Here is a 25,039-nt window from a genome sequence, read left to right on the forward strand (position 1 = left end):
CACAATTCGTTTTCATATCTTCCTTACATCACGGGTTTATTCTCCGTCTTGGTTGCCGGCATTTCAATGTATCATGAATCACATGGTTAGTGAAATAAATCAACTTCAAAAAGTGAAAATAGTCACAATGTTGAAATTTCGACACTTTTTCAGTCTTTACAGGCCACTCAAATACGAAGAAACGTTATATAATTAATTTAAATTTTCAGATAAATTTAGGAGTGCAAAGGGGAAATTAAAATGAGTGAAATGGTGAGCGCCACACAACCCCGCGGCAATACTAGCTGCTTTACGGAGCAAAACTTTAACCGGCTACTTGTTACGATGAAAGATAAGACGTATCCCGAAGGAACCCATCTTTTCTGGGAGGGCGACTTTTCCGATAAACTGTTCTATGTTAAGCGTGGCCGGATCAAATTGACTAAATCCACCGACGAAGGCAAAGAGTTGATTCTATACATGTACGGTCGCGGCGATATGGTCGGCCAGGCCGATCCCTTCTTCAGCACCAAGCACAGCTTCACCGCCGAGGTGATCGAGGATAGCGAAATCGGCGTCATCGAGCAGAAGGACCTTGAAATTATGATTTGCCAACACTGCGATTTCGCCATTGACTTCATGAAATGGATGGGTATCCACCACCGCCTGACGCAGACCAAATTCCGCGACCTGATGATGTACGGCAAACCGGGCGCCCTCTGCTCAACCCTGATCCGTCTGAGCAACACGTACGGCGAACAGCATGGCGACAACATCCTTATCAACAAGAAGATTACGCACACCGACCTGTCCAACATGATCGGCGCTACCCGGGAGAGCGTAAACCGGATGCTGAGCGATCTGCGAAAGAAGGACGCGCTGGAATACGAGAACGGCATGATTGTGATCAAGGATTTGGTCATGTTGCAGGATATTTGCCATTGTGAACTATGTCCGAATGAGATTTGCCGCATCTGATTGGACTTCGAAAACAGCCTGGGAGAGATCCCGGGCTGTACGCTGCAGCGTCATCCATTTGAAACCTCAGTTGCTATATGTTTTCAACCAGTCATGCTGCCATTCCTGGAAAGGCTTAAGCTGAATTTCCTCCAGCGTTTTTCCCTCTAGAGACCAATAACCACCCATTAATTCTTCTCCGGATGGATTTGATGTTCCCCCAAAGGGCTTCCCGTCGACTACGTAAACATAAACCTCAACTTTCCCTTGTGCCAGTGGATGATTCTTCACCGTAAACTTTTCAACGTACACCGTTTTACCAAAATAGTTGGAAGGATCAACGGTTTGTAGGCCCCAATAGATCATATGAGGAAGTGTGACTATTTTTTGCTTGGTTAATTGGTAACTATCAACGCGTCCTTCGTAAGAAAGCACCCGATATCCTTTTTCCTCAAGATAGCTTTTGAGAGCGGATTGCTCTTTCGAGATTTGGGTACAACCAACGACTAAAATGAGCAGCAATACAAGCATATACTTCAAGCGCTCCCCTCCCATCGTCGCTCACTCTTATACATATAACGGATTTGGATTCACTAGTGTTGCAGAGAATAAATATCCTTTGACCATAAAAACAGCCCCAACGGATTTATCCCGTTGAGGCAGCCTTTGATATTCATCTATTCGTTTATTTTTTCCGAACTGGCGAGATGAACCAGTAAGCCATGCCGACGAACACGGCGCCGCCCACGATATTCCCGAGCGTGACCGGGATCATGTTGTGAAACCAGCCGGCCAGGCTTACCGTTTCCGGATGGTTCGGCAAGAGCACGGACAAGCTGAGCAACGTCATGTTTGCGACGCTATGCTCATAGCCGCTGGCGATAAAGGCATAAAGACACCACCAGATCAGCACCAGCTTGGAGATGTCGTCCTTAGCCCGGTTCGCCATCCAGATGGCGAGGCAGACGAGCCAGTTACACAAAATGCCGCGGAAGAACAATTCCATTACAGGAGCGCCCATCTTCTTCGCCGCGGATGCAAACAGGAGATGCTCCGGCGCAGCGGTTTTAAAGAGCCCCGAACCTACGATAAGTAAACTTAGGATAACCGCTCCCGCCAGATTGCCGAGGAACACAATCCCCCAGTTTTTCATGGTGTCCCCTACCGTCGTTCTTTTGGCCAGCGTACTTGCCGTAAAGAACATATTGTTTCCGGTAAACAGCTCGGAACCGGCGAAGATGACCAGGGTCAACGCAATCCCGAAGGACATCCCCATGACCATCGTCTGGAACGGGGATTTGGCCGCAGCCAGCGGGGCCCCAACGCTGAAAATCAGGATAATCCCCAAGCCTACGTAAGCGCCCGCCAATAGCGTGGATACGAAATATCTTAGCAGGCTTTCATTCATTTTCTCTTTCTTCTTAACGGCTGCTTCTACAATGGTCTCGACACTTTGCGTAAACATCGTCTCTTCCTCCCCAAGCTCTCTCCTCAAAAATGTACTGCTCTATTGCGGTTGGAGCGCCCCCGCCGCGATCCAGACTTGACCCTCTTCCACCTTCACCGGGATCATTTCCGCACACCCGGTATCCGGGGCCTGGACAAGTCCCGTGGTCAAGTCAATCTTCCAGTCATATAGCGGATCGTACAAATAGTGTCCGGACACGATTCCTTCCGCAAGCGGTCCGCCTTTGGGATGGGGACTCTTGTTCGACGCGGCGAATACCCGTCCGTCCGAGAGGCGGAAGACGGCGATCTGCCGTCCCCCGATCTCCACCACGCGGCCGATTTGAACGAGAAACTCCTCCAATGCTCCGACAGGGTAAAACTCCTTCTCTTTTTCCATGATCACACTCTCTCCTCTCTTTCGCGCGATGCTTATAGTTGGTTACTCATTTCGAGACGGTTGAACAGCTTGCCGCTTTGCTCGTCTTCGCGAAGCATTTTCTTCCATGGATCCTCCACTTGCTTGAGCGCAAATTCAATCCGTTCCATCAACGCTTTACGGTTCTCGGCATCATCCACCACCGCAGCTTTGATGGCATCCAACCCGATACGTTCCACCCATTCCGAGGTTCTTTCCAGGTAGTTCCCGGTTTCCCGGTAGTACTGCATGATAGCACCGACAATTTCAATCAGTTCGTCGTCGGTTTTCACCTTGCAGAGCGAATCCGCAAGCCGCGCTTTAATCCCGCCGTTGCCGCCGACAAAAATTTCCCAGCCGCCGTCGTTGCCGACGATCCCGATGTCTTTCGTGCACGATTCCGCACAGTTCCGCGGACATCCGTTCACGGCCAATTTAAATTTCGCCGGGAAGTCGAGCCGCTCGAATTTGCGCTCCAGCGTAGCGCCCATGCCCATCGAGTCCTGCGTGCCGAAGCGGCAAAATTGCGAGCCGACGCATGTTTTAACCGTGCGCAGCGATTTGGCGTAAGCGTAGCCCGACGGCATATCCAGCTCTTCCCAAACCTTCGGCAAATCTTCTTTCTTCACGCCGATCAGATCGAGCCGTTGACCGCCGGTTACCTTGACGACTTTCACGTCGTATTTCACCGAGACATCGGCGATCCGTTTCAATTCCTCCGGTGTTGTAACGCCGCCATACATCCGCGGAACGACGGTATAAGTTCCGTCCTTTTGAATGTTGGCGCTCATTCTTTCGTTGACGAAACGCGATTCCTTTTCATCCTCATGCGTATCCGGATGCAGCATACCAAGATAGTAGTTGATGGCCGGCCGGCACTTCGAGCAGCCTTCCGGCTGGCTCCAGCCGAGCACATTCATGACCTCTTTGGTAGTTTGGAGTCCTTTTTCCTTAATTTCCGCCACGATTTCATCCCGGCTCAGCGTAGTACAGCCGCAGATGCCTTGTTTTGCGGTTTCCTTGAAACCATCTCCGAGAACATACTGCAGAATTTGCTCCACCACCGGTTTACAGCCGCCGCACGAGCGGGTTGCTCCGGTGCACGCTTTGATCTCATCGACCGTCGTCAGCCCTTGGTTCGTAATGACGTCGACAATCGTTCCTTTCGTTACCCCGTTACAGCCGCAGACAATTTCTTCGTCCGGCATCGTTTCGACCGAGGTCGTCTTCTTGCCACCACCGCCGCAGCACCCGGTTCCCATCAGCGAATCGTACAACTCATCCGTCATCACCGTTTTCTGCTTAATCAGCTTCTGCAGTTCCGCCGAGTCGGTAATGTCCCCGAACAGGACAGCACCTACCATAACGCCGTCTTGCAGCAAAATCTTCTTGTAAGTGCGCTTCCAGTCATCCTTGTTGGCGATCACGGTATGTTCCGGACCATCGATAAATTCGCCGGTCGAGAATACGTCGACTCCCGAAATTTTAAGTTTGGTCGACACTACCGAACCTTCATAAGGAGCCGTCTCCACGCCGCTAATATGTTTGGCAAGCACCATGCCCTGTTCGAAGAGGGGAGCAACCAGGCCATAGCAAACTCCGCGATGCTCGGTACATTCGCCGACCGAGTATACGCCGTCCACCGAGGTTTGCAGGTAGTCGTTGACCACGATCCCCCGGTTCACTTCGATCCCGCTTTCCTTGGCCACGGCCACGTTAGGTTTAATCCCCACGGCCATAACAACGAATTCGGCCTCCAGTTCGGTACCGTCCGCAAAGCGCAGGCCGCTTACTCGGGTATCACCAAGCAATTCCGTCGTTTGGGCGCCCATTTTGAATTTGATGCCCTGACGCTCAAGCTCCGCCTTCAGCATCGACGCGGCCTGGTGGTCCAATTGACGCTCCATCAGATCCTCCATCAAATGAACGACGGTGACATCCATTCCGAGCTGCACAAGCCCCTTGGCCGCTTCCAGACCCAGCAAACCTCCGCCGATGACGGCAGCCGTTCGGCAAGTTTTCGCCGCTTCAAGCATTTGATTGCAGTCTGCGATATCGCGGAAACCGACCACACCTTCCTTATCGCTGCCCGGAATCGGCAAAATGAACGAATTCGAGCCGGTCGCGATCAGCACCTTATCGTAAGGTACGCGCATTCCGTCTACGGTCACTACTTCTTTGGCCTGTTCGTCGATTTTCGATACGGTCGTTCCCGTATGCAACGTAATTTCGTTGTCGCGATACCAATTCAGATCATTCAGCACGATATCATCGATCGTTTTGCTGCCTTCCAATACATAAGAAAGCATGATCCGGTTATAGTTCGGGTGCGGCTCGCTCCCGAAAACCGTAATGTCAAATTTCTTGGTCAATTTCAAAATCTGCTCGACGGTGCTGATCCCCGCCATCCCGTTGCCGATCACCACAAGCTTTTCTCTATCAGTTCCCATTTCGGATTTGCCTCCTTCAAAATGACGCGAACTCTAACTGCATCGTCCTTGTTTTTGTTCTTATGTTTCGATTATATCATTAAAATTTAAATAAATGTGTGATCTATTTCACGATAAATGTGAAAAATATCACAAAATTGTTCATACTTTCTTACAATTCTCTATTGAAAAATAGAAAATCACCCTCCTACCCGGTTTTCACCCCTGCGGCCAATAAATTACTAGCTCTAAACTACGATATAAAAAAAATAAACTTTGTGATTGCAGTCACTTTGATTTTGTCAATTCTACGCCAAAAGCCCCCTGATTCGGAAGCTCGGGAGGCTTTTGACAATAAGTATGATGGCATTCTCAGTTTTTCAATACATCGTGATCAACGTAGCGCTCGCCATTTAGCTCGCTGATAATTTCTATGGCTACCTTCGCCCCGTCACCCGCCGTAACAATTGTGTGAACGCTTACACCGGCGGCCGTACCCGCCGCCCATACACGGGGCTTGCTTGTGCGCCCGAAGCCATCGGTTTCGATGACCGTCTTGATTCGCGGCTCGCGGCCCTCCACCAAATTCAGGCCGATGGTACCGGCCAGTTCAGTCAGCGCACCGGTTGCCAGAATCACATGAGCAGCCTCATAACTGCGGCCGTTCTCCGTTTTCACCGTCACCTTCGAACCGCCATTCGTATCGACAACCGTTACCTTCTCCTCGATAAACTTGGCGCCGAATTTTTGGGCTTGCTCCCGACCGATTGTCAGCAGATCCGGACCGGAGATATCCTTGGCCCCATAATGGTTCTCAATCCAGGCTCGCTTCGTCATGCTGGCGTTGCTGTCCAGAACCAGGGTCTCCTTCCCTGCCTTAGCGAGAAACAAGGCTGCGCTGGAACCGGCCGGTCCCGCTCCGATTACGATTACCTCAGCCACAAGTACACCCACTTTCCATATATTTCGTGCCGCCTCCCCGCAGGATAACGGCACGTTTCTTTACTCGATCCACGCCTCCGCCCAATTTTGAACCTGTTCCATTACCGGACTAAGCGCCATCCCTTTCTCCGTAAGCTCATATTCGATGCGTACCGGCGTTTCGGGATAGACATGTCTTACTACAATCCCTTCGTTCTCCAGATCCTTCATCCGCTCGGACAGCATTTTATCGCTCATGGCCGGAATGCCGTTGGATATGTCCTTAAACCGCTTCGGACCGCTCATCAGCGTATGAATAATCAAACCGTTCCAGCGTTTCCCGAGAATGACGAAGGCCGATTCGAAACGCGGACACATCGCAAACTGGTTTTCTTCCATAACGTTCTCACCCCATCGTTGTTAAAACCGGATTTTTCGGTGTTAGCTTACAATTAGTTAGTATATTTCATCATAGCATATTTTTGTGCAAAAAAACACCAAGGGAAAGGGTGTGAATTTTACATGCTCCCAAAAAAACGGCTGCCGGGCGGCAGCCGCTATTGCTAAATTATATTCCCTTTTCCGCCAGTTATACCCACCACATCTCGGATGCCGAATCTTCGATCAACACTTGCTGAAGATTCTTCACCGCTTTGGTGAAACCTTCCTCGGTAGACATCAGGCCGTCTTCATGCTCGATGCTTACTACATAATCATAACCATGCAGACGGAGTGCGCTGATGATGTCCGCCCAGGTCTTCATGTCATGCCCGAAGCCGACGGTCCGGAACTGCCAAGCGCGATCCAGCATGGCCGTATACGGCTGCATGTCCGTAATTCCGTAGCGATGCACATTCACGGGATCGATCGTCGTATCTTTGGCGTGGAAATGATGAATCGCACCCGCCCGGCCGAGAATCGAGATAGCTTGAACCGGATCGATGCCCTGCCACCACATGTGACTCGGGTCCAGATTGGCCCCGATCACCTCGCCCGCCGCCTCGCGTAAGCGAAGAAGCGTAGCCGGCGTGTGCACGGAGAAGCCGCCGTGCAGCTCCAGCCCGATTTTCACATGATGGTCGGCCGCGTATTTCCCCCACTCGGTCCAGTAAGGAATCACTTTGTTCTTCCACTGCCAGTCCAAAATTTCCTGGAAGTCGTTTGGCCAAGGGGCCACGGGCCAGTTCGGATACTTGGCGTCCTCATGATCACCCGGACAGCCGGAGAAGGTATTCACAACCGGAACTTCCAGTTGTTCGGCCAACTGCACGGTTTTTACGAAAACATCGTGAAACTCTTGGGCTACCGCCTTTTGCGGATGCAGCGGGTTTCCGTGGCAGCTTAGCGCGCTGATGGTTAAACCGCGGGATTCCACCGCTTTCTTGAAGTTGCTGAGAGCCGTTTTATTTCCCAACAGTTCGTCCGGATTGCAGTGCGAATTGCCGGGGTGTCCGCCCGTGCCGATCTCAACCGCTTTCAAGCCTTGGGCGGCGATGAGATCCAGTGCCTCCTCAAACGGGCGGCCGCCGAACAGAACCATAAAAACACCTAACTTCATGTCCTTACCTCCTAGATCAAGACGTTTTGTGTGTCCTGTTATAAATTAGTCAAAATATACCGTTTTTCCTGTTTTCGCCGATTCGTAAATCGCTTCAAGAATCTCTGTGACAACGAGGGCCTGCTCCGGTTTTACGAGCGGCTCCTTATCCTCGAGAATGGCCTCCACCCAGTATCTGGCTTCGCGGGTAGCGTCGTTTTCCTGCTGACCCTCGAAGAACGCTACGCCTCCGGACCCGAAATCGACTTTCGTTTCATAAAGCCGGCTCAGCTTTTCGCCGTTCAAACGCAATCCGTCGTTCATATCCGCGCCGCCTTCGGTGCCGCACAGCAAGGTTCTGGCTTCCCCGAAGTCGATGACGTTCAGCGCCCAACTGGATTCCAGCGCGATCGTCGCCCCGTTCTTCATCGTAATGAAGCCAAAAGCGGAATCCTCCACTTTGAATTGTTCCGGATCCCAAGGGCCGAACGCATTGGCCGCATTCGCACGGCTGCCCAGCTTATGGAAGACCGATCCGGTTACGCTTTTCGGTTCGTAGTTATCCATCAGCCACAGCGTCAAGTCCAGCGCATGGGTACCGATATCGATGAGCGGACCTCCGCCTTGCTTCTCCTCGTCCAGGAAAACGCCCCATGTCGGTACCGCCCGGCGGCGGAGCGCCAGCGCTTTGCCGAAGTAGATATCTCCCAGTTCGCCGTTTTCGCAAACTTGCTTCAGGAACAAGCTGTCGTCGCGGAAGCGGTTCTGGTAGGCGATGCTCAGCTTTTTACCGGTCCGCTTGGCCGCATCCAGCATTCGACGCGCTTGCTCCGCCGTTTTGGCCATCGGCTTCTCGCACATCACATGTCTGCCGGATTCCAGCGAAGCGACCGTGATTTCCGCATGGGAGTCATTCGGCGTGCAGACATGGACTACGTCCACATCCGTTTCTTCAAGCAGTTTGCGGAAATCCGTGTATACTTTTGCCCCTTCCGCGCCGTATTCCGACGCCGCCTTGGCCGCACGTTCCTCCACGATATCGCAAAAAGCCGTCATTTGAACCTGCGGCTGTTTCGCCAGGCTTGGCAAATGTTTGCCGTTGGCGATGCCGCCGCATCCGATAATCGCTACTTTCAAAATTTTAGACATGGATTTGTCCTCCCTTGTTTGCATAGTCTCGCAGCCAATCCCTACTCGTTTCGATGCTCTCCATCGCATCTCCCGCGCAATGATCCTGCTCTACGACAAGCCATTCCACGCCTGCGGAAATCGCGGCGTCCGCAATTTCCTTGACCGCCACTTCCCCTTGTCCAAGTTCCACGGTCTCCGCGCTTCCGTCGCTTTTGATTACCATGTCTTTAAGATGAAGCAAAGGCAGACGCCCACTGTATTTTGAGATATACTCCAGCGGGTCGAAACCGGCGTAACTTACCCAGCAGGAATCCAGTTCCATCTGGATCAGATCAGCAGGAATTTTGGCAAATATGGCGTCCAGCACAGGCTGCCCGTCCAATTCCTCGGTCAGCTCAAATTCATGGTTATGATAGAAGAGAACCATGCCTGCATCGGCGCATTTTTTGCCGATCGTCTTCATGTCCTCCAGCACTTCTTCCCAGCGCCCGCGGTCTTTCTCCTCCAGATAAGGCAAAATAAGATAACGGTTGCCGATCGCTTTGTTGAAGGCAATCTCCTCGTCCAAAGCATGAAGAAGCCGGTTGTAAGACGTATGGGCTCCCAGCGCCGTCAAGCCGGTCTCTTCCAGAATCGCCTTGACCTCGTCGGACATCCGCCCGATGAATCCGGCAAACTCCACACCCTGGTAGCCAAGTCCGGCGATCTTCCGCAGCGTACCTTCAAAGTCGCGCTCCATGGCCTCGCGTACGGTATAAAGCTGTAAACCTACTTTAACCATGATCATTCACCTCTTCATTTTCATTTTTTGTGAGCTGCATAGAAACTGCTTATTTTTGGGGTTTTGCAGCAATTTCTCTAGGGTGCATACGTTTACAAGACCAAACTCAACTCCCCGCTCATGAGCCTCTCGGACGCAGACCGGCAAGGGCATACACCTCGACGATCTCGCTCTGGGCGAGGTACGTTAAATAAGCAGGGCTAATGTTCCCGCAGCCGATGATTCCGATTTTCATATTTGTCATTCTCATCACTCCTCCCAGGAAGCGATCGTGGTGTCAAAAGACTCAACTACATGGTATTTCAAATTGTCTTATTGTAAAATGAATAATATGATTGAAACATGAACAATCTGGTCATTATTTTTGAAAAAGCACAGGGGAAAGCCACTTATGGATCACAAAAACCTGCAAATATTGCTAGCTGGTTATTCGCTTCACAGCAAGCCCTACCACATCTTCCAGCCGGAAGGCCTGGAGAGCTACCTGATTCGGCTGCAGGCCTCCGGCCGCTGCCGAACCCGCCTGTCCGGCAGCCTGGAGTTGCTGGAACCGGGAGATCTCTTGCTCGTCGCTCCCGGCCAGCCCTATGAACTGCGGATTGACGCCGAGGAGACGGTGCTTGGGGAACCAGTGGTGAACAGCGGGGACTATCATATTTTTTTGGCCGGGGAATGGGTGGAGTCCTGGTGGAATCGGGAAGATCGTCCGCGAAAAGTCAAGGTCCCCCTGTCCGAAGGAATTCTCGGGGTTTTCCGGCAGATCATGCTGGAGCAGCGGCGGATTTCCAATCCCTCTCCCGAGATCGCCGAATACTATCTAAAGATCCTGTGTATGGATATCGACCGGAATTTGCTGCAGCAGCCGCTGCCAACCACGTATCCAACCTATCTTGCCCACCGGATCAAAAATTATATCGAAGAGAACGCCGCCATTCCGTTCAAACTGGAGGACGCGGCTGCTCACGTCGGGGTCAGCGTTTCCCGCGCCGTCCACCTGTTCAAGGAAACGTTCAATACGAGCATTATCCAATATACTCTTGAGGTCCGACTAAACATGGCCCGTGAGCGAATCATCTTCAGCCCGCTGACCTTGGAGCATGTGGCCGAAAGCTCCGGATTTCCGAGCTATAACTACTTTCACAAAGTGTTTCGCAAACGTTTCGGCATGTCGCCGAAGCAGTACCGCCAGACCGCCCGGAATACCGGCGCCGAACTGAACTAAAATAGGAAACGCCGCCGTCCCTTCCTTACGGAAGCCGACGGCGGCGTGCATTTCAGCGGGTTTCCCGGCCTTAAGTCGGCTGGTTGCCCTGCTTTAACTTCTTATCGATTTGATCCAAACGCTCTTTCTTTCTCTTCATCATAAGCCCGATGCCCACGACCACGATAATGGCGATGATCTCAAAACCGTATTTAATCCATGCCGTAGCGAACCAGTCATGAATCAACGGCTCTTCAACGAGCATTTTCGCGGCGGTCCAAGCCAGGACGGCTGCCCCGATCGTAATAACGACCGGAAAACGTTCCGTAAGCCGAAGAATGAGCGTACTCCCCCATACCATAATCGGCACCGATACGGCCAGTCCGATAATGACGAGAGTGAAATCGCCATGTGCGGCGCCTGCGACGGCCAAAACGTTGTCGAGGCCCATCATTGTATCGGCGATAATAATCGTACGGATCGCCGCCCACATCTGGCTCCCTGCGTTAATTTCGTGGCTCTTGTCTTCGACCAGCAGCTTGTAAGCGATCCATAAGAGCGCAAGCCCCCCGACGAGACGAAGTCCCGGAATATTGAGCAGTTGCAGCACCAGAACCGTCATGATGACGCGAACGATGATCGCACCGACGGTCCCCCACAGAATCACTTTTTTCTGGTCCGCCTTTTGAACGTTTCTTGCCGCCAGTCCGATAACAATGGCATTGTCACCGGCTAGGACGAGGTCGATCAGAATGATGGAAAACAGGGCGGCCCAAAAATCAACACTAAAAAAATCCATGCTCTCTCCCCTTTCTGTCCTATCCATACTCTGGCTTCCGGCGTAAAAAAAATACGCCGTGTCTGTATTGGGCACGACGCATTTTAAGCATCAAAAAGACCTTTACCCAATACTCGCACCGGGCAAAGGTCTCGCTAACAACGAAGGTTGCCAATAAAGCCGGGGCTGAAAACCCGTAATGACGACTTTATTGTATCAGCTACTCCCCTTTGGGAACCATGCATGTTAAATTTGAGACTATTATAGCATGGAGAATAAAAATGCGCTAGATTTTTTCGCCGACAAGTTTGAGAGATAAATGAACTGTTATAGTATTTAAGATAGAATGAGATTGAGAGGAGTTTTCATGAAAAAATGGATCGCGCTGGCGGTTTATGCCGCCGCCTTTGTTCTGGCTTTCGCCTATAGACACGAGCTTGCCGGCTGGTTGACCGCAGGTCCTCCGCTTTGGCTGCTCTTCGTCCTGTCCGCCTTGTTTGCCGTTTTCCCCGTGATGCCTTATCGGCTGGTCATCGCGGCGGCGGGCTTTGCCGCGGGTGCTTTCTGGGGCGGTTTCGTCACCCTGATCGGCTCGACCTTGGCGGGCGCGGTATATTACTGGGGGGCCGCCTACGGTTGGGGAAACGCCGCGCGCGGATGGAGCGACCGGTTCAAGCCGCTGGAACGCATAACGGCGGCGATTGACCGGCGTCCTTTTATAGCGATCGTCGTCTGCAAATTGATCCCGATTCTGCCGCAAACGGCCGTCAACATGTACGCCGGCGCTTATGGCATCCGGTTCCGGGTTTATCTGGCCGCATCCGTTGTGGGCAAACTGCCGGGCGTGTTCTTCTACGCTTTTCTGGGCGCTTCCCTGTTCAATAAACCCTGGGTTGCCGCCGGGGCTATCGCCGTTTATATGCTGTTCATTTTTGCCATTTTAGCTTTGTATAAAAGATGGGCTGAGATCTAGCCCCGGCGGTTTTGGGGTTTCGGCCAAAAAACGATATAATGGAAGCCGGAATCACCCTAACTCCTTTACAAAAACTTATCGCCAAATTGAAACGGAGGGATCAGCATGAATACATCGCAGGCTTCCAATCTGGAGCTGGCTACCTTTGCAGGGGGGTGCTTCTGGTGCATGGTTTCGCCCTTTGAGGAACTCCCGGGCATCCACGGGATCATCTCGGGATATACCGGCGGAAGGACGGAGAATCCGACCTACGAGGAAGTGTGCTCCGAACAAACCGGCCACTATGAAGCCGTACAGATCACGTTTGACCCGGCTGTCTTTCCTTACCGCAAGCTGCTTGAGCTGTATTGGCAGCAAATCGACCCTACCGATGAGGGCGGGCAGTTCCACGATCGCGGCGAATCTTACCGGACGGCTATTTTTTATCATAATGAACGGCAGCGCGAGGAAGCCGAACAATCGAAGCGCGAACTAGCCGAAAGCGGCCGGTTCAGCAACCCGATCGTCACGCAAGTGTTGCCCGCCGCTCCGTTCTACCCGGCCGAGGAATACCATCAGAAGTACCACAAGAAGAACCCGGGGCACTACAAGCGTTACCGCAAGGGATCGGGCCGTGAGAATTTCATCGAACGCCATTGGTCCCGGCCGGCCGATCCCGAAGAGCTCAAGAAACGGCTGACCCCGATTCAATTCGAGGTAACGCAGAACAACGCCACGGAACGCCCATTTACCGGGGAGTTTTGGGACCACACGGAAGAAGGCATCTATGTGGATATCGTTTCCGGCGAACCCCTGTTCAGTTCGCGCGATAAATACGATGCCGGCTGCGGCTGGCCGAGCTTTACGCGTCCTCTTCGCGAGTACAGCATCAAGGAAGAGACCGACACGAGCCACTTTATGGTTCGCACGGAGGTCCGCAGCCGGCAGGGCGACTCCCACCTGGGACATGTGTTCGAAGACGGCCCCGAACCGACGGGACTGAGATACTGCATCAATTCCGCGGCGCTCCGCTTCATCCCGAAAGAGAAGCTGGAGAAGGAAGGCTACGGAGAATATCTTTTCTTGTTTGACTCTGCTTCCGCAAGCGAATAATCGCGGTTTACCCCTTAACAAGGCAAAGCGGCGGCCCGACGGGAAGAATTCATCCCCCGGGCCGCCGCTCTTTTCTCAAATGAATCCCGGGTATCAAATCGGCGATGGAAATTCCAAGACAGCTTTAAGCCCGCTTTGCTCCCCGCCGCTTTCAAGCGTAAGCCGGCCGTGGTGCGCCTGCACGATCCTTGCCACCATGGGAACCCCTAAACCGTGGCCTTGCTGGACAGGTCTCTTTCTCCTCGACGAATACGGCAGCTCGGTAATCTCCGCCAGCTGCTCCTGCGGGATTCCCCTCCCATCATCCCTTATGATCAGACGATAAAATGAGCGGTCCTCGGATAGAGCACCTTCTATTACGATCCTGCAGCCTTCCGGGTTGTGGCGCACGCTGTTGTGCGCCAGATTCTCGATAGCCCGAAGCAGCAATTTCCCGTCTCCTTTGATTTGAAACGCCTCGTCGGCCAGTTTTAATTCAATGTCATAGCGCTCGTCCAAACCGTTATTCAATAAATCAGCAACAACCTGTCTCGCCAACACCGCCAGTCTCACGGGTTTCAGATGCAAAGGCTGCATTTCATATTCGAGCATGGAGACCAGATTCAGGTCGCTTACAAGCGAACGCAGCTTCTCGCCTTGGCGCCGGATAATCCCGGCCTGGTGCCTCTGTTCCTGCGGCAAGTCGGGATGATCCTCCATTTCGCTGGCGTAACCGAGGATCATCGAGAGGGGGGTCCGGATATCATGAGAAATCCCGGCAACCCAGTTGGAGCGCGCTTCATCCCTCGCCTTCAACGCGGCCGTCTTCTTCTGAAGGATTTCCGACGCCAAATTAATGCTTCGGGCCAAATCGCCGAATATCCCTTTGGCGTCGAGCTTGACCGTTTGTTCCCTCGGAAGACGATGCACTCCCTCCACAAGAGGACGTATCCTTCTAATAAGCCGCGTACCGATCAGGACAGAAACTACTAGGGCAAGTGCCACATTGATCAGAAGAAGCGCCAGAAGCCGCAGAGGCAACGATCTAATCCATTCGGGCAGAAAATCCAGTTGATACTTCCAGTGGCTTGTCTTGGGGTACCCTACCACAACCAAGCCATCCTGATGCTTCCAGATATAGACCGGATATTCCAATAAATAATAGCGTGAAAATTGGCTTACCTCGATCAAATTGTAGCTCCGCGGCACATCAGGGGGCAGATGATAGTCCCACGCCACATGGCCTTCCGCTCCGAGCAGCATGGCCCAGGCCTTTTGATGCGAAAGCAGCTCGGATGCGCGCTCGTCCAGAAGATAGCCGCCTTCCTGGTTGCTCAAGCCTTGGGACACCCGCTTGACTACATCTTCGGGAGATGGAGCCTGATTGATTTCCTTAAACACCAATACGCCAAGCAATACGAAGTTAAAAATAAGCACACCGATCGAGACGAGGATGGTCATGGCGACAAAGCGGCGTAATATGCGAAGAACCGCTTCCACTCAACGGGTCTCCTTGACCAGCAGCTTATACCCCAGGCCCCTTACGGTGAGAAGATACACCGGGTTGGAGGGATCCGGCTCGACTTTTTCGCGGATTCGCCTGATATGGACCATTAATGTATTTTCGTAGCCAAAACTGTCGTCTCCCCATACCGCCTGGCAAAGCGCATCGTTTGTGACGATCCGGTCGCGGTGTTCGTACAGCTTCACAAGAATACCGTGCTCCTTTGCAGTTAGCGGCATCTCCTTCCGGTCTCCGCGTATGGTGGCGCCTTCCAGATCGATGGTCAGGTCCCCTAGTCGGAAAACGGGCAGATGCACCTCTCTGGCGGGGGAATATACCCGCTTTAAAATCGCCATCAGGCGCAGAACCAACTCGCGCGGCAGGAACGGTTTCACAAGGTAATCGTCGGCCCCTAGTCCCAGCCCCAGCAATCGGTCTTCATCCTCGCCCCGGGCGGAAAGGAAAAGAACCGGCATACTGGAGAACTGCCTGATGGAAGAAAGAAGCGAAAATCCGTCGCCATCGGGCAGCATGATATCGAGGATCGCGATGTCCGGTTTGTTTGCGCGGCAAATCGCCAGACCCGAAGCGCAATCCGCCGCTGTGAAAATACGAAAAAAGCCCTCTTTTCTCAAAAATCTTTCGATCATCATCCGGATTTCCGGTTCATCATCCACTACTAATATTTTTTTGTCTCTCACTTGCTCCATGCCGTATCACCCGACTTCAATTATACATGAACATGGTGAAGATCTGTGCCGCTCCCATCCATTTAAGGTTGATGTAAGGTTCTCTTTACCCCCGGGAAAGGCGGGTTCCTTAAAGTGGAGTCAAGAAGAAATTCAAATCTAACCGGATTGGAGTCGACTTGCCATATGAGTGCTTCGGCAATCGTGCAAACGCAAAACCTGACCAAAACCTATGGAGGCGTCAACCGCGTAAATAAAGTTGATCTTCACGTGCAGGAGGGGGAGATTTATGGATTTCTGGGACCGAACGGAGCCGGAAAAACAACAACCTTAAAAATGTTGCTCGGACTCATCAAGCCAACGGAGGGAACTCTTCAAATCTTTGGGCAAAGCCTGAGCAAACAACGATCCTTCATTCTTAAGCGTACGGGATCGCTGATCGAATCCCCCTCCTACTACGGACATCTGACAGGATTGGAGAATTTGAAGGTCATTCAACGCCTGCGAAACGTGCCTGACCGCAACCTCGATGAGGCGCTCCGCATCGTACGGCTGGAGAATCAGAAACACAAGAAAACCGAACAGTATTCGCTCGGCATGAAGCAAAGGCTGGGTCTCGCCATGGCCTTGCTTTCTTTTCCCAAACTGCTGATTCTTGACGAACCGACGAACGGCCTGGACCCCGCCGGCATCGGTGAAATCCGGGAGCTCATCAAGTCATTGCCTTCGCGCTACGGTATGACGGTATTGCTTTCCAGCCATCTGCTGTCGGAAGTCGAACAGATCGCTACCACGGTAGGCATTATCAGCGAGGGAAATCTGCTATTCCAGGGCAGTATGGAGAGCCTGCGAAAAAAAAGCAGAACATCCATCGCGCTGAAAACAGGGGACTATGCCGGCGCAGAGCGCTTGCTTCTTGCCCGAGGCTACAATCCGCTCCAAAACGGCAGCTGGCTTGAGCTTGGCGATCTTGAAGATACGGAGGTGGCGGAGATCAACAAGCTGCTGGTCACCTATGACATTCCCGTTACAAGAATCGAGGAGCACCGCAAAAGTCTGGAGGATATTTTTCTGGAGCTGACGGGAAAGGGGCGGAGCTTGTGAACCTGTTACGACTGGAATACTTCAAAATCCGCCGAAAAAAAATAGGGCTCATGATTCTCTTGTTTCTTGCCGTAGAGATGCTATGGACCTTCTTGTCCGTCAGCCGTTCCATTGCCCGCAACCCGGATCATGCCGTATGGGAGTCTGTCCTCTTTACGATAGCCAGCATGAACGGACTGTTTATGCCGATTGTTTCGGCCATCGTCGTCTCCCGTGTTTGTGATATGGAACATAGAGGGGACACCTGGAAAATGCTTGCGGCCACCAATGTGAGCCGCGCCGGTCTGTATGCGGCAAAGTATATGTGCGCCAACAGTCTGCTCTTTTTCGGCCTTCTTGGGCAGGCTCTGCTTATGATCGCGTTCGGTTTTAGCACGAATATGTCGGAAGCTCCTCCTATCGGCATGCTGGTTGGGTTTCTTGCCGGCGCCATGCTGACGACTTTTGCGGTTACGGCACTTCAGCAGTGGATTTCCCTGGCCGTCAAAAATCAGACTTTCGCATTGTGCCTCGGCATGTTGGGCGGACTTATCGGAATGACTTCCGGGCTTTTTCCGGCTGCGTTCAGACATGTTTTGGTTTGGTCTTATTATCTGGATCTTAGTCCCGTTACTTACCGCTATGCCGATTCATCGGGCATCTATATGGTACAGCCTATGGAGTTCGGAATAGTTGCGGCCGCATTGACGATAGCACTCCTGTTCTATACCGCCGGAAGCCTTCACGTCGCCCGGCAGGAAATCTGAGGGGGAAAGTTAATGATACGAAGTGTTTTCGCTGAATGGCTCAAATTGCGGCATTCCCGGATCGGCCTTGCGCTCGCTGTGCTTCCGATCGTAAGCCTGCTCATCGGATGCGCCAATTTTTATTTTAATCAAGGCGTCCTCAACAACGGCTGGTATAGTTTATGGACCCAGGTTAGCCTGTTTTATGGCGAGTTTTTCCTGCCTATTCTGATTGCCATTTGCTGCTCCTATGTATGCAGACTGGAACACCTGAACCGGAATTGGAATGTGATGTTAACCGTTCCCGTCCCGATCGTCAGTGTCGTACTGGCCAAATGGATGGTCGTCGGCCTGTTGATTTTATTCGCCCAACTACTGTTTATGGGCTTCTACTGGCTTGCAGGCACGCTTTTTTCCCTGTCCGGGCCTTTCCCTATGGAGACAGTTGGCTGGATATTGCGGGGATGGTATGCTTCCTTGTCCGTGGCGGCACTGCAATTGGGGTTGTCGCTGCGGATCCGCAGCTTCGCTACGCCTATCGGCCTCAGTCTTTGTGCGGTCATGATCGGTTTGGGGATGTATGTCGCCAAGCTGGGCCTGTTTTTTCCGTTCTCGCTTCTCACAATCGGGATGGGCGCGTTGAATCAAAATAAGCTGACCGACACCCAGAACCTGCTTTTTTGGACGGTAAATTTGGCTTACATGGTGATCTTCTTTTCGTTATCTGTTCGCCGGTTGAATAAGCGGGATATCGTCACATCTTGATAGCCTTATTAAGGCTTGCCTGCCTGAATTCCGCGTATCTTCATAGAAGACCCGGCGGCAGTCGGGGTTTTCGCAAACGCGTAACCTAAGCTTTAAGTTTTCCGCTTCCGTCAGTCGGGTAATGAGATAAAAGATTTTGGATAAAGGAGATGATCGCCAATGCCCTGGAATAAAAATGATTATCCGCCGTCCATGAAAAACCTCAGCCCCCGAGTGCGGAACAAAGCGGTCGAAATCGCCAATGCCCTGCTTGATGAAGGTTATGAGGAAGGACGCGCGATCGCCATCGGCACCGCCAAGGCGGAGGAGTGGGATAAGAATCACCCCGAGGATGAAGAATAGCGCGTCATATATCTAAAAAATGCACAAAAAAACAGCCCGGGCTTCAAGCCCGAGCTGTTTTCTTCTTCATGCCGTAAGGAACACGTCGCGGTGCGGCCTCTCTTCTTCCGTAATGCACGGTCCAGGTGATCATCTTGCCGGCGATCAAAACGGCCATCACGGTGTACATCGTTTCTCTAAACGGTAAATACAGCAGCGAAATGGTAAGAACCACCGCATCGAGAAGAATAAACACCGTTCCGATCTTGATGCCGGACCACTGGCTGATCAGCAGGGACAAAATGTCATCCCCGCCTGTGGCGCCGCCTTTCCGTATAACCAGACCCGCCCCGAAGCCGGTAAGCAGGCCCGACAGAAGCGCCGCCAGGGGTAAATTGGACCCGAGATTTAAATGCAGCGGCGAGAATCGCTCACAAAGTTCATAGAATAATGAGAAAGCCATTGAGGCCAGCAGCGTATTCACGATGAATGTTCTGCCTCGCAAGAACAGCGCCGCAATAAAAATCGGAATGTCCATCAAGATCATCGAGAGCGCCGGAGGCACATCCAGCAAATATTTTCCCAGCAGGGCCAAACCGACAAATCCGCCTTCGGACAAGCCGTTCTCAAAATTAATATGATAATACGCAAATGCCAATATAAACGTACCGAACAACATCGTTATCCATGACTTGACGTCAATCTTCCAACCAGTCCATTTCCTCATTCGGAATCCCTCTTATCGTAGTTTGGTTGACCTTACAGCCACACCCTACGCCAAAGAAGGTCCTGGAGGACTTCATCCTTCGCATCATCACACGCTTCTTTCGTAGGGTTGTGGGCCGTAAACCGACGCTCCACGAAAGAAGCTAAGTATAAGAGAGATCATAACGTTTCCAAATCGTCCTTGGGGAATTCGTCCTTCGGGAACACATGGTATCCTGATCCTTTCTGTTTTTTATCTAATTTTATTATAACACAGACTCCATGATGACTAAACAGCCTGCTCCCGGTAAATATTAAATTATCCCGAAAGTGTGATAATTTTCATTGCGTTTTCTCTGAATTCACATTTCGGAAATTTTTAATGTGACCGAACTCACAATTCTGCTGTAATTGGGCTGCCTATACTGATTACGTAAAGGAATATAGAATATGCTAAAAGAAAGAGGGTTTGATCGTGTTAGATGCCAAAACGATTGAAGTAATCAAGTCCACCGTTCCGGTGCTTGAAGTCCACGGACAGACCATTACCAAACAATTCTATCAGATGATGTTCAAAAACCATCCCGAGCTGCTTAACATCTTCAATCACGCCAATCAGCGTCAAGGCAAACAGCCTACCGCTCTGGCGAACGCCGTTTACGCGGCGGCCGCCCACATCGATCGGCTGGAGGAAATTCTCCCGGTCGTTCGCGGGATCGCCCAAAAGCACCGCGCACTGGGCATCCTCCCGGAGCATTATCCGATCGTCGGAGAAAACCTGCTTGCGGCGATCAAGACCGTGCTCGGCGACGCCGCGACGGACGAAATTATCGATGCCTGGGCCAAAGCCTACGGCGTTATCGCGGATGTGTTCATCGCGGTGGAAGCGGAAATGTACAAAGAAGCCGAGCTGAAAAAAGGGGGCTGGCGCGGCTGGCGCCGTTTCGTGGTGGACCGCAAAGTCAAGGAGAGCGACGTGATCACCTCCTTCTATCTGAAGCCCGAAGACGGTCAGGAGATCGCCGACTATGAGCCCGGTCAGTATATCACCGTTCGCGTCAAACCGGAGGGTCAGGAATTCACGCATCTCCGCCACTACAGTTTATCGGCGGCTCCCGGCCAGCCTTACTACCGGATCTCGGTCAAGCGCGAAGATACTATCGGCGATAAGCCTGCCGGCATTGTATCCACTTATTTGCACAACCGGATTCAAGAGGGCGATCTACTGGAAATCAGCGCTCCGGCCGGAGATTTCACGCTGGACCAAAATCAAACCTTGCCGGTTGTGCTGCTGAGCGGCGGGGTTGGCTTGACACCGATGGTCAGCATGCTGGAAACGCTGCTTCAGAAAGGCGGCAGCCGTAAAGTAACTTACATTCACGCCGCCCGCTGCGGCAGCCACCACGCCATGAAGGACCATATCGACCGGTTGGCCCGGGAGCATAGTGATCGGCTCACCGCCTATCATATTTATGAGACGCCGGCTCCGGGCGAAAGCTGCAACAAGACCGGTTACATCGACCTGCCTTGGCTCCAATCGGTCGCGGGCCCCGAAGCGGATTTCTATTTCTGCGGTCCCGTTCCCTTTATGCGGGCGATCAACCGCGCGCTCAAGGAATGGGGCGTGCCGCAGGAACGGATTCATTTTGAATTTTTCGGACCGGCGGACAGTCTGGAGAATGAATTGAATTAAGCGCCAAATTAAACAACCCCGGGAAAGATCCGCAAGGGCGGTTCTTTCCCGGGGTTGTTTTATTGCGAGGCCGCGTGCTGCCGCAGCAGCCGGTTCACGGTTTCGCGCCGGACACCGATCAATTGCCCGATTTCCTCCTGGGTCAAGTATTCCGTCAGCGGTACGCCATGAGCGTGTTGTCCCAGCCATTTGGTGAGCAATTCCAAACGCTCCGCCGGGGTACCGACGGTCAAATGATCCAGTCGTTCCTGCATAAACCGGACTTTCTCCTGAAGCAGCCGCGCGATCTCCAGCGGCTTCTTCGGATCCTCCTGCAATTCTCTGTACCATTCCTGCGCCGGGATGGCTTCCACCTCGCTGCGCATCAGGGCAATGGCCGTTCCATGTGTCTCTTTTGGCGAAATAAGAGAATGATGGGGAACCGTTTCACCGGGATACAAAATATTGAACAGAACCATATTGCCGTTCTCATGCAGCCGGGTTACTTTAAACAGGCCGCTCTTGATATGGTACAAAAACAGCCCTTCATCACCCTGGCGAAATAAGATTTCTCCTTTATGCAAAATCATGTCATCGCTCCATTTCCCGTAGACACTATCACTTATCATTATAGCAAAAAATATAAATGTCTTCCTCCCGCCTTTCCCTATTCTTGCCTCTTAAATGCGAACAACCCGGAGCCCTTGCGCTCCGGGTTGTGGTATGGCTGAACGCTTCATTCCTTAAGCGATTGTTCCCACAGGCCCTGCTTGTTTCTCCAAGGCTCGTAGCTATGAACCGCAATGCCGGCAAAGGAGGAATGATCCTTCATCAGCTTCACCAGTCTATTCATTTCTCCGATCAGAGAGACGAACGGTTTTTCGTGAAACGACACGCCCGGCCCTTCCTTGCTCTGCCCAACCTCGACTCCGACCCATACCTGTTTCTTCTTGCGGTCTCCTTCCTCCAGGGTCGCCCGGGCCGCCTGATAGATCCGGTCCGCCTCATCCCGATAGGACATGATGGCCACATAGTCAAACTTTTCCAGCATCCACTGGTTTAGCCGTGTTTTGGATCCGGGATAGTTCATATCGTTCAACCAGAAGGGAACAGCGGCGCCAATTTCAAAATCGCTGCCTTTGCCCGCTTCGATCCAGACCCGGATATTTTCCACCCACTGCTCAACGATGGATGCCTTGCGCCGCTCCCAATTATCCAGCAGGTAAGGTTCCACATCGAACTGTATGCCGGCGAACTTTTCCTCCGGTGCCGCTTTCCGGTTGTACTCCTTAACCCATTCGAGGAATTTATTCGCTTCTTGCTGGTATTTTTGCAAGGCCCATTCCGGCTGTCCATTCAACGCATGAACCTCCAAGCCCTCTGAGGAAGCCAGACGTACGAAGTCCCGGTAACTCTCCTCTTTCACGTCCCCGCTGATTTGCAAAAAAATAACTTCTATGCGCTGCTTTTTGGCAAAATGAATGATATCTTCGCCGTTTTGCTGGATCAGCTTCGTATTCCAAAGCCAGGTTGCCTTGGCTTCCGAGGGGGAAGGACGGATGACGAGCAGAAGAAGGGATAACGCGATCCCTCCGCACAGGATCCAAAGCCGTCTTCTCCGGTTCGCTCCAGCGTTTTTCATTTTCATCACCGCCTTCCGTGTCTACGCAAACCCCTTATCCGACGATCAGAGCCTCGCTCGTTTCAGCCACCGATTGTACCGAATGGCCGATTTTGTAAATGTGCGGCAGGCGGAAATCGCGGAATGCGTTGCGCGTATCCACGATCGGCACGCCGAGGTTAGCGATGGCTCCGTAATCCAAGTTGCTGTGGTTGGTCACCAGCACAATGCAGTCGTACGATTTGAATTTTTCCAGGTCGTACGCCACGCTTGGCACACTAATTCCGTGTTTGTCGCGGAAGCTCGTCGCGTAAGGGTCGTAGTACTCCACTTTCGCCCCGCTGTCCTTGTAAAGTTCATAAACCTCCAGAGCCGGCGACTCGCGCAGGTCGCTGATATCCGGTTTGTAAGCCATCCCCAGGATGAGGATGTTCGATTTTTTGATCGACTTCGCGTATTCGTTCAAAATTTTGGATGTTTTGTTAACTACATAATATGGCATATTGTCATTGGTCGATTGAGCCAATTCGATAAACTGGCTATAGAAGCGGAAGCCTTTCGCCTTCCAGGACAGGTACATCGGATCCAACGGAATGCAATGCCCGCCGATTCCCGGCCCCGGATAAAACGGCATGAATCCAAACGGTTTGGTTTTCGCCGCGTCGATCACTTCCCAGATGTCGATGCCCATCCGGTCGCACATCATGGCCATTTCGTTAATAAAGGCAATGTTGACGCTGCGGAACGTGTTCTCCAGAAGTTTGGACATTTCGGCCACTTTTGGCGAACTGACGGGAACGACCGTTTGAACATACTTGCTGTAAAGCGCCGTGCCCAAAGCCAGGCAGGCTTCCGTCGTTCCTCCGATTACCTTTGGCGTATTGAAGGTATTGAATTTCGTATTCGAAGGATCGACACGTTCCGGGGAGAAGCAGAGGAAGAAATCCTCGCCCACGACATACCCCAGCTTTTCCAGCTCCATCTGGATCAGTTCTTCCGTCGTTCCAGGGTAAGTCGTGCTTTCCAAGGTGATCAGGATGCCCTTCTTCATGAAACGTTTGATTTGCTCCACAACCGTTACAATATAGGAGGTATCCGGATCCTGATTTTCGCTGAGCGGAGTCGGAACGCAGATACTGATCGCATCAATCTCACGCAGGGAAGCATAGTCCGCCGTTGGCTTGAACCGTCCCGTGGCCAAGACTTCGCCGAGAGTTTCGTCAGAAATGTCATGAATATAAGATTCCCCGCGATAAAGTTTGTCGACTTTGGCGGCATCCAGGTCAATACCCACTACACGAAATCCTTGCTTCACCATTTCGACAGCCAGAGGAAGGCCGACATACCCAAGACCTACCACACCCAAAACTGCGTTTTTCGATTCGATGGCTTCCAGTAATTTCTGATATTGATTATTCACTGCTCCAACCTCCATTTTTGTCTATATAGATTTTTATTTTAACTTTTGGGAGTACAAAGCTTGCGGATCCATTCTCAACGAATGCAGCGAACGGCGAATACGGGCATCCAGTTCCACAGGTGAAAACGGCTTGGTGATATAATCGTCCACTCCGTTTTGGAAGCAAAGGCTAATCGTCTGCTCCACCCTTTGCTCGGTCAAGACTACGATTCTCGGCACCACGGGAACTTGCAGCTGTTGAATATGATGTATATAGGGCAGACCGTCGATACCATAAAGATTAAGCTCCGTCAGGACCAAATCAGGCTTCCAGGACTCGATCATTTCCAGGGCGGACAAGCCGTTGTCGGCCACCGCGGTTTCGTAGCCCTGCATCTGCAGGCGAATTTCCAGAAACTCGCGGACTGTCGCATCCCCCTCAACAATCAAAACGCGGCTGCGCATGGTTTTCATTTCCTCACGGGTAAAAATGTGGATTTCCCCGGAAGCCTGATGCTTCACCGAGTCTTCCATCTTAATCAGCACTTCCTGCGTGAGTTGCTTTTTCTCGGGAAAGCTCGTCAGGGTTATCCGCGCATTCAAATCCGGAATGCTCTCCTGCAGCCGCTGTTTGAGTAGCAGCCCCTGAAAGTGCACCGCGTCCAGCGTCTGCCCCGGGAAAAGGATGAACAGGGAGCCCGGCTCTTCGCCGCCCCAGAGCTTGTGGTTCACCCCGGGTTGGGATTCCAAAATGCCACGCACTTGCTTCTCCAAGTAAGATGGCCCGCCTGCGCAAGAAATGAACAAAATCCCGTTGGTTTCATAGGTCGCTTCCTTTACGCTTTGCTCGATGTCCATATATAAGCTGGTCTGCTCTTGCTTACTTTGCAATGCCGTATTCAGCATCTCTCA

28 protein-coding genes are annotated in these 25,039 nt (G+C 52.1%); 9 read left to right on the forward strand and 19 right to left on the reverse strand.

Going from position 1 to position 25,039, the window contains the following annotated elements:
• The first annotated feature begins 240 nt into the window (after nt 1–240).
• Nucleotides 241–957 (forward strand): Crp/Fnr family transcriptional regulator, encoded by a 717-nt coding sequence (locus tag V4U84_RS11975; RefSeq protein WP_334071720.1) that lies wholly within the window; start codon nt 241–243, stop codon nt 955–957.
• A 66-nt stretch (nt 958–1,023) separates the two neighbouring features.
• On the opposite strand, the gene V4U84_RS11980 is transcribed toward V4U84_RS11975, so the two are convergent.
• The 10 genes from V4U84_RS11980 to V4U84_RS12025 all read right to left on the reverse strand — a co-directional run bounded on the left by V4U84_RS11980 (nt 1,024) and on the right by V4U84_RS12025 (nt 9,843).
• A complete protein-coding gene (locus V4U84_RS11980) occupies nt 1,024–1,467 on the reverse strand; it encodes a hypothetical protein (protein ID WP_334072056.1) in 444 nt (147 codons plus the stop codon).
• Nucleotides 1,468–1,621: 154 nt separating this feature from the next.
• On the reverse strand, nt 1,622–2,401 hold the full coding sequence (locus V4U84_RS11985) for a formate/nitrite transporter family protein (RefSeq protein WP_334071721.1): 780 nt from the start codon (nt 2,399–2,401) through the stop codon (nt 1,622–1,624).
• 42 nt (nt 2,402–2,443) lie between these two features.
• Nucleotides 2,444–2,782, reverse strand: coding sequence for a nitrite reductase small subunit NirD (gene nirD / locus V4U84_RS11990; protein ID WP_334071722.1), 339 nt, complete (start codon nt 2,780–2,782; stop codon nt 2,444–2,446).
• Nucleotides 2,783–2,814: 32 nt separating this feature from the next.
• Complete coding sequence (gene nirB, locus V4U84_RS11995; RefSeq protein WP_334071723.1) at nt 2,815–5,250, reverse strand: nitrite reductase large subunit NirB; 2,436 nt, start codon at nt 5,248–5,250, stop codon at nt 2,815–2,817.
• Nucleotides 5,251–5,601: 351 nt separating this feature from the next.
• Nucleotides 5,602–6,171, reverse strand: coding sequence for an NAD(P)/FAD-dependent oxidoreductase (locus tag V4U84_RS12000; RefSeq protein ID WP_334077266.1), 570 nt, complete (start codon nt 6,169–6,171; stop codon nt 5,602–5,604).
• Nucleotides 6,172–6,231: 60 nt separating this feature from the next.
• Entirely contained in the window at nt 6,232–6,549 is a 318-nt protein-coding gene (locus V4U84_RS12005; protein ID WP_334071725.1) for a winged helix-turn-helix transcriptional regulator, read from the reverse strand.
• 190 nt (nt 6,550–6,739) lie between these two features.
• Entirely contained in the window at nt 6,740–7,708 is a 969-nt protein-coding gene (locus V4U84_RS12010) for a sugar phosphate isomerase/epimerase family protein (protein ID WP_334071726.1), read from the reverse strand.
• Between the two features lie 45 nt (nt 7,709–7,753).
• Complete coding sequence (locus tag V4U84_RS12015; protein ID WP_334071727.1) at nt 7,754–8,836, reverse strand: Gfo/Idh/MocA family protein; 1,083 nt, start codon at nt 8,834–8,836, stop codon at nt 7,754–7,756.
• Nucleotides 8,829–9,599, reverse strand: a complete 771-nt coding sequence (locus tag V4U84_RS12020; RefSeq protein WP_334071728.1) for a sugar phosphate isomerase/epimerase family protein — start codon at nt 9,597–9,599, stop codon at nt 8,829–8,831. The genes V4U84_RS12015 and V4U84_RS12020 overlap by 8 nt, the downstream gene beginning before the upstream one ends.
• Before the next feature lie 118 nt (nt 9,600–9,717).
• The gene (locus tag V4U84_RS12025) at nt 9,718–9,843 is read right to left on the reverse strand and encodes a hypothetical protein (protein WP_334071729.1); all 126 of its coding nucleotides are present in this window, start codon (nt 9,841–9,843) and stop codon (nt 9,718–9,720) included.
• A 147-nt stretch (nt 9,844–9,990) separates the two neighbouring features.
• On the opposite strand from V4U84_RS12025, the gene V4U84_RS12030 reads away from it, so the two are divergent.
• Complete coding sequence (locus V4U84_RS12030; RefSeq protein WP_334071730.1) at nt 9,991–10,821, forward strand: AraC family transcriptional regulator; 831 nt, start codon at nt 9,991–9,993, stop codon at nt 10,819–10,821.
• A gap of 70 nt (nt 10,822–10,891) precedes the next feature.
• Here V4U84_RS12030 and V4U84_RS12035 read toward each other — a convergent pair whose 3' ends face one another.
• Nucleotides 10,892–11,599 (reverse strand): TerC family protein, encoded by a 708-nt coding sequence (locus V4U84_RS12035; protein ID WP_334071731.1) that lies wholly within the window; start codon nt 11,597–11,599, stop codon nt 10,892–10,894.
• Nucleotides 11,600–11,945: 346 nt separating this feature from the next.
• Between V4U84_RS12035 and V4U84_RS12040 the strand changes: the two genes are divergently transcribed.
• Nucleotides 11,946–12,551 (forward strand): TVP38/TMEM64 family protein, encoded by a 606-nt coding sequence (locus V4U84_RS12040; protein ID WP_334071732.1) that lies wholly within the window; start codon nt 11,946–11,948, stop codon nt 12,549–12,551.
• Between the two features lie 105 nt (nt 12,552–12,656).
• Nucleotides 12,657–13,643, forward strand: a complete 987-nt coding sequence (gene msrB, locus V4U84_RS12045; RefSeq protein WP_334071733.1) for a peptide-methionine (R)-S-oxide reductase MsrB — start codon at nt 12,657–12,659, stop codon at nt 13,641–13,643.
• 93 nt (nt 13,644–13,736) lie between these two features.
• Here the strand turns inward: msrB and V4U84_RS12050 are convergent, their stop codons facing one another.
• Nucleotides 13,737–15,122 carry a sensor histidine kinase gene (locus V4U84_RS12050; RefSeq protein ID WP_334071735.1) on the reverse strand — a complete coding sequence of 462 codons (1,386 nt, stop codon included), beginning with the start codon at nt 15,120–15,122 and terminating at the stop codon, nt 13,737–13,739.
• Nucleotides 15,123–15,836 (reverse strand): response regulator transcription factor, encoded by a 714-nt coding sequence (locus tag V4U84_RS12055; RefSeq protein WP_334071736.1) that lies wholly within the window; start codon nt 15,834–15,836, stop codon nt 15,123–15,125. It lies immediately after the preceding gene.
• A gap of 165 nt (nt 15,837–16,001) precedes the next feature.
• Between V4U84_RS12055 and V4U84_RS12060 the strand changes: the two genes are divergently transcribed.
• Genes V4U84_RS12060 through V4U84_RS12070 form a run of 3 tightly spaced genes read left to right on the forward strand, consistent with a single transcriptional unit; the run spans nt 16,002 to nt 18,409 of the window.
• On the forward strand, nt 16,002–16,919 hold the full coding sequence (locus V4U84_RS12060) for an ABC transporter ATP-binding protein (protein ID WP_334071737.1): 918 nt from the start codon (nt 16,002–16,004) through the stop codon (nt 16,917–16,919).
• Nucleotides 16,916–17,665, forward strand: coding sequence for an ABC transporter permease (locus tag V4U84_RS12065; protein ID WP_334071738.1), 750 nt, complete (start codon nt 16,916–16,918; stop codon nt 17,663–17,665). The genes V4U84_RS12060 and V4U84_RS12065 overlap by 4 nt, the downstream gene beginning before the upstream one ends.
• A 12-nt stretch (nt 17,666–17,677) precedes the next feature.
• Nucleotides 17,678–18,409, forward strand: coding sequence for an ABC transporter permease (locus V4U84_RS12070; RefSeq protein WP_334071739.1), 732 nt, complete (start codon nt 17,678–17,680; stop codon nt 18,407–18,409).
• On the opposite strand, the gene V4U84_RS26925 is transcribed toward V4U84_RS12070, so the two are convergent.
• A complete protein-coding gene (locus V4U84_RS26925; protein WP_416367247.1) occupies nt 18,365–18,652 on the reverse strand; it encodes a CGNR zinc finger domain-containing protein in 288 nt (95 codons plus the stop codon). The genes V4U84_RS12070 and V4U84_RS26925 overlap by 45 nt on opposite strands.
• Between V4U84_RS26925 and V4U84_RS12075 the strand changes: the two genes are divergently transcribed.
• The gene (locus V4U84_RS12075; protein WP_334071740.1) at nt 18,569–18,751 is read left to right on the forward strand and encodes a DUF2188 domain-containing protein; all 183 of its coding nucleotides are present in this window, start codon (nt 18,569–18,571) and stop codon (nt 18,749–18,751) included. The genes V4U84_RS26925 and V4U84_RS12075 overlap by 84 nt on opposite strands.
• A gap of 43 nt (nt 18,752–18,794) precedes the next feature.
• Here the strand turns inward: V4U84_RS12075 and V4U84_RS12080 are convergent, their stop codons facing one another.
• Nucleotides 18,795–19,457, reverse strand: a complete 663-nt coding sequence (locus tag V4U84_RS12080) for a YitT family protein (protein WP_334071741.1) — start codon at nt 19,455–19,457, stop codon at nt 18,795–18,797.
• A 453-nt stretch (nt 19,458–19,910) separates the two neighbouring features.
• On the opposite strand from V4U84_RS12080, the gene hmpA reads away from it, so the two are divergent.
• Nucleotides 19,911–21,128, forward strand: coding sequence for an NO-inducible flavohemoprotein (gene hmpA, locus V4U84_RS12085; protein ID WP_334071742.1), 1,218 nt, complete (start codon nt 19,911–19,913; stop codon nt 21,126–21,128).
• 59 nt (nt 21,129–21,187) lie between these two features.
• Here the strand turns inward: hmpA and V4U84_RS12090 are convergent, their stop codons facing one another.
• From V4U84_RS12090 to V4U84_RS12105, 4 genes are all read right to left on the reverse strand, one after another.
• Nucleotides 21,188–21,697: a Crp/Fnr family transcriptional regulator gene (locus tag V4U84_RS12090; RefSeq protein ID WP_334072057.1), complete on the reverse strand. Its 510-nt coding sequence runs from the start codon at nt 21,695–21,697 to the stop codon at nt 21,188–21,190.
• Nucleotides 21,698–21,843: 146 nt separating this feature from the next.
• Nucleotides 21,844–22,749 (reverse strand): hypothetical protein, encoded by a 906-nt coding sequence (locus V4U84_RS12095; RefSeq protein ID WP_334071743.1) that lies wholly within the window; start codon nt 22,747–22,749, stop codon nt 21,844–21,846.
• 34 nt (nt 22,750–22,783) lie between these two features.
• Nucleotides 22,784–24,148, reverse strand: coding sequence for a nucleotide sugar dehydrogenase (locus tag V4U84_RS12100; RefSeq protein ID WP_334071744.1), 1,365 nt, complete (start codon nt 24,146–24,148; stop codon nt 22,784–22,786).
• A 33-nt stretch (nt 24,149–24,181) separates the two neighbouring features.
• Nucleotides 24,182–25,033: a response regulator transcription factor gene (locus V4U84_RS12105; protein WP_334071745.1), complete on the reverse strand. Its 852-nt coding sequence runs from the start codon at nt 25,031–25,033 to the stop codon at nt 24,182–24,184.
• Nucleotides 25,034–25,039 lie beyond the last annotated feature (6 nt).

Source organism: Paenibacillus sanfengchensis (assembly GCF_036864765.1).
GTDB classification, from domain to species: domain Bacteria; phylum Bacillota; class Bacilli; order Paenibacillales; family Paenibacillaceae; genus Fontibacillus; species Fontibacillus sanfengchensis.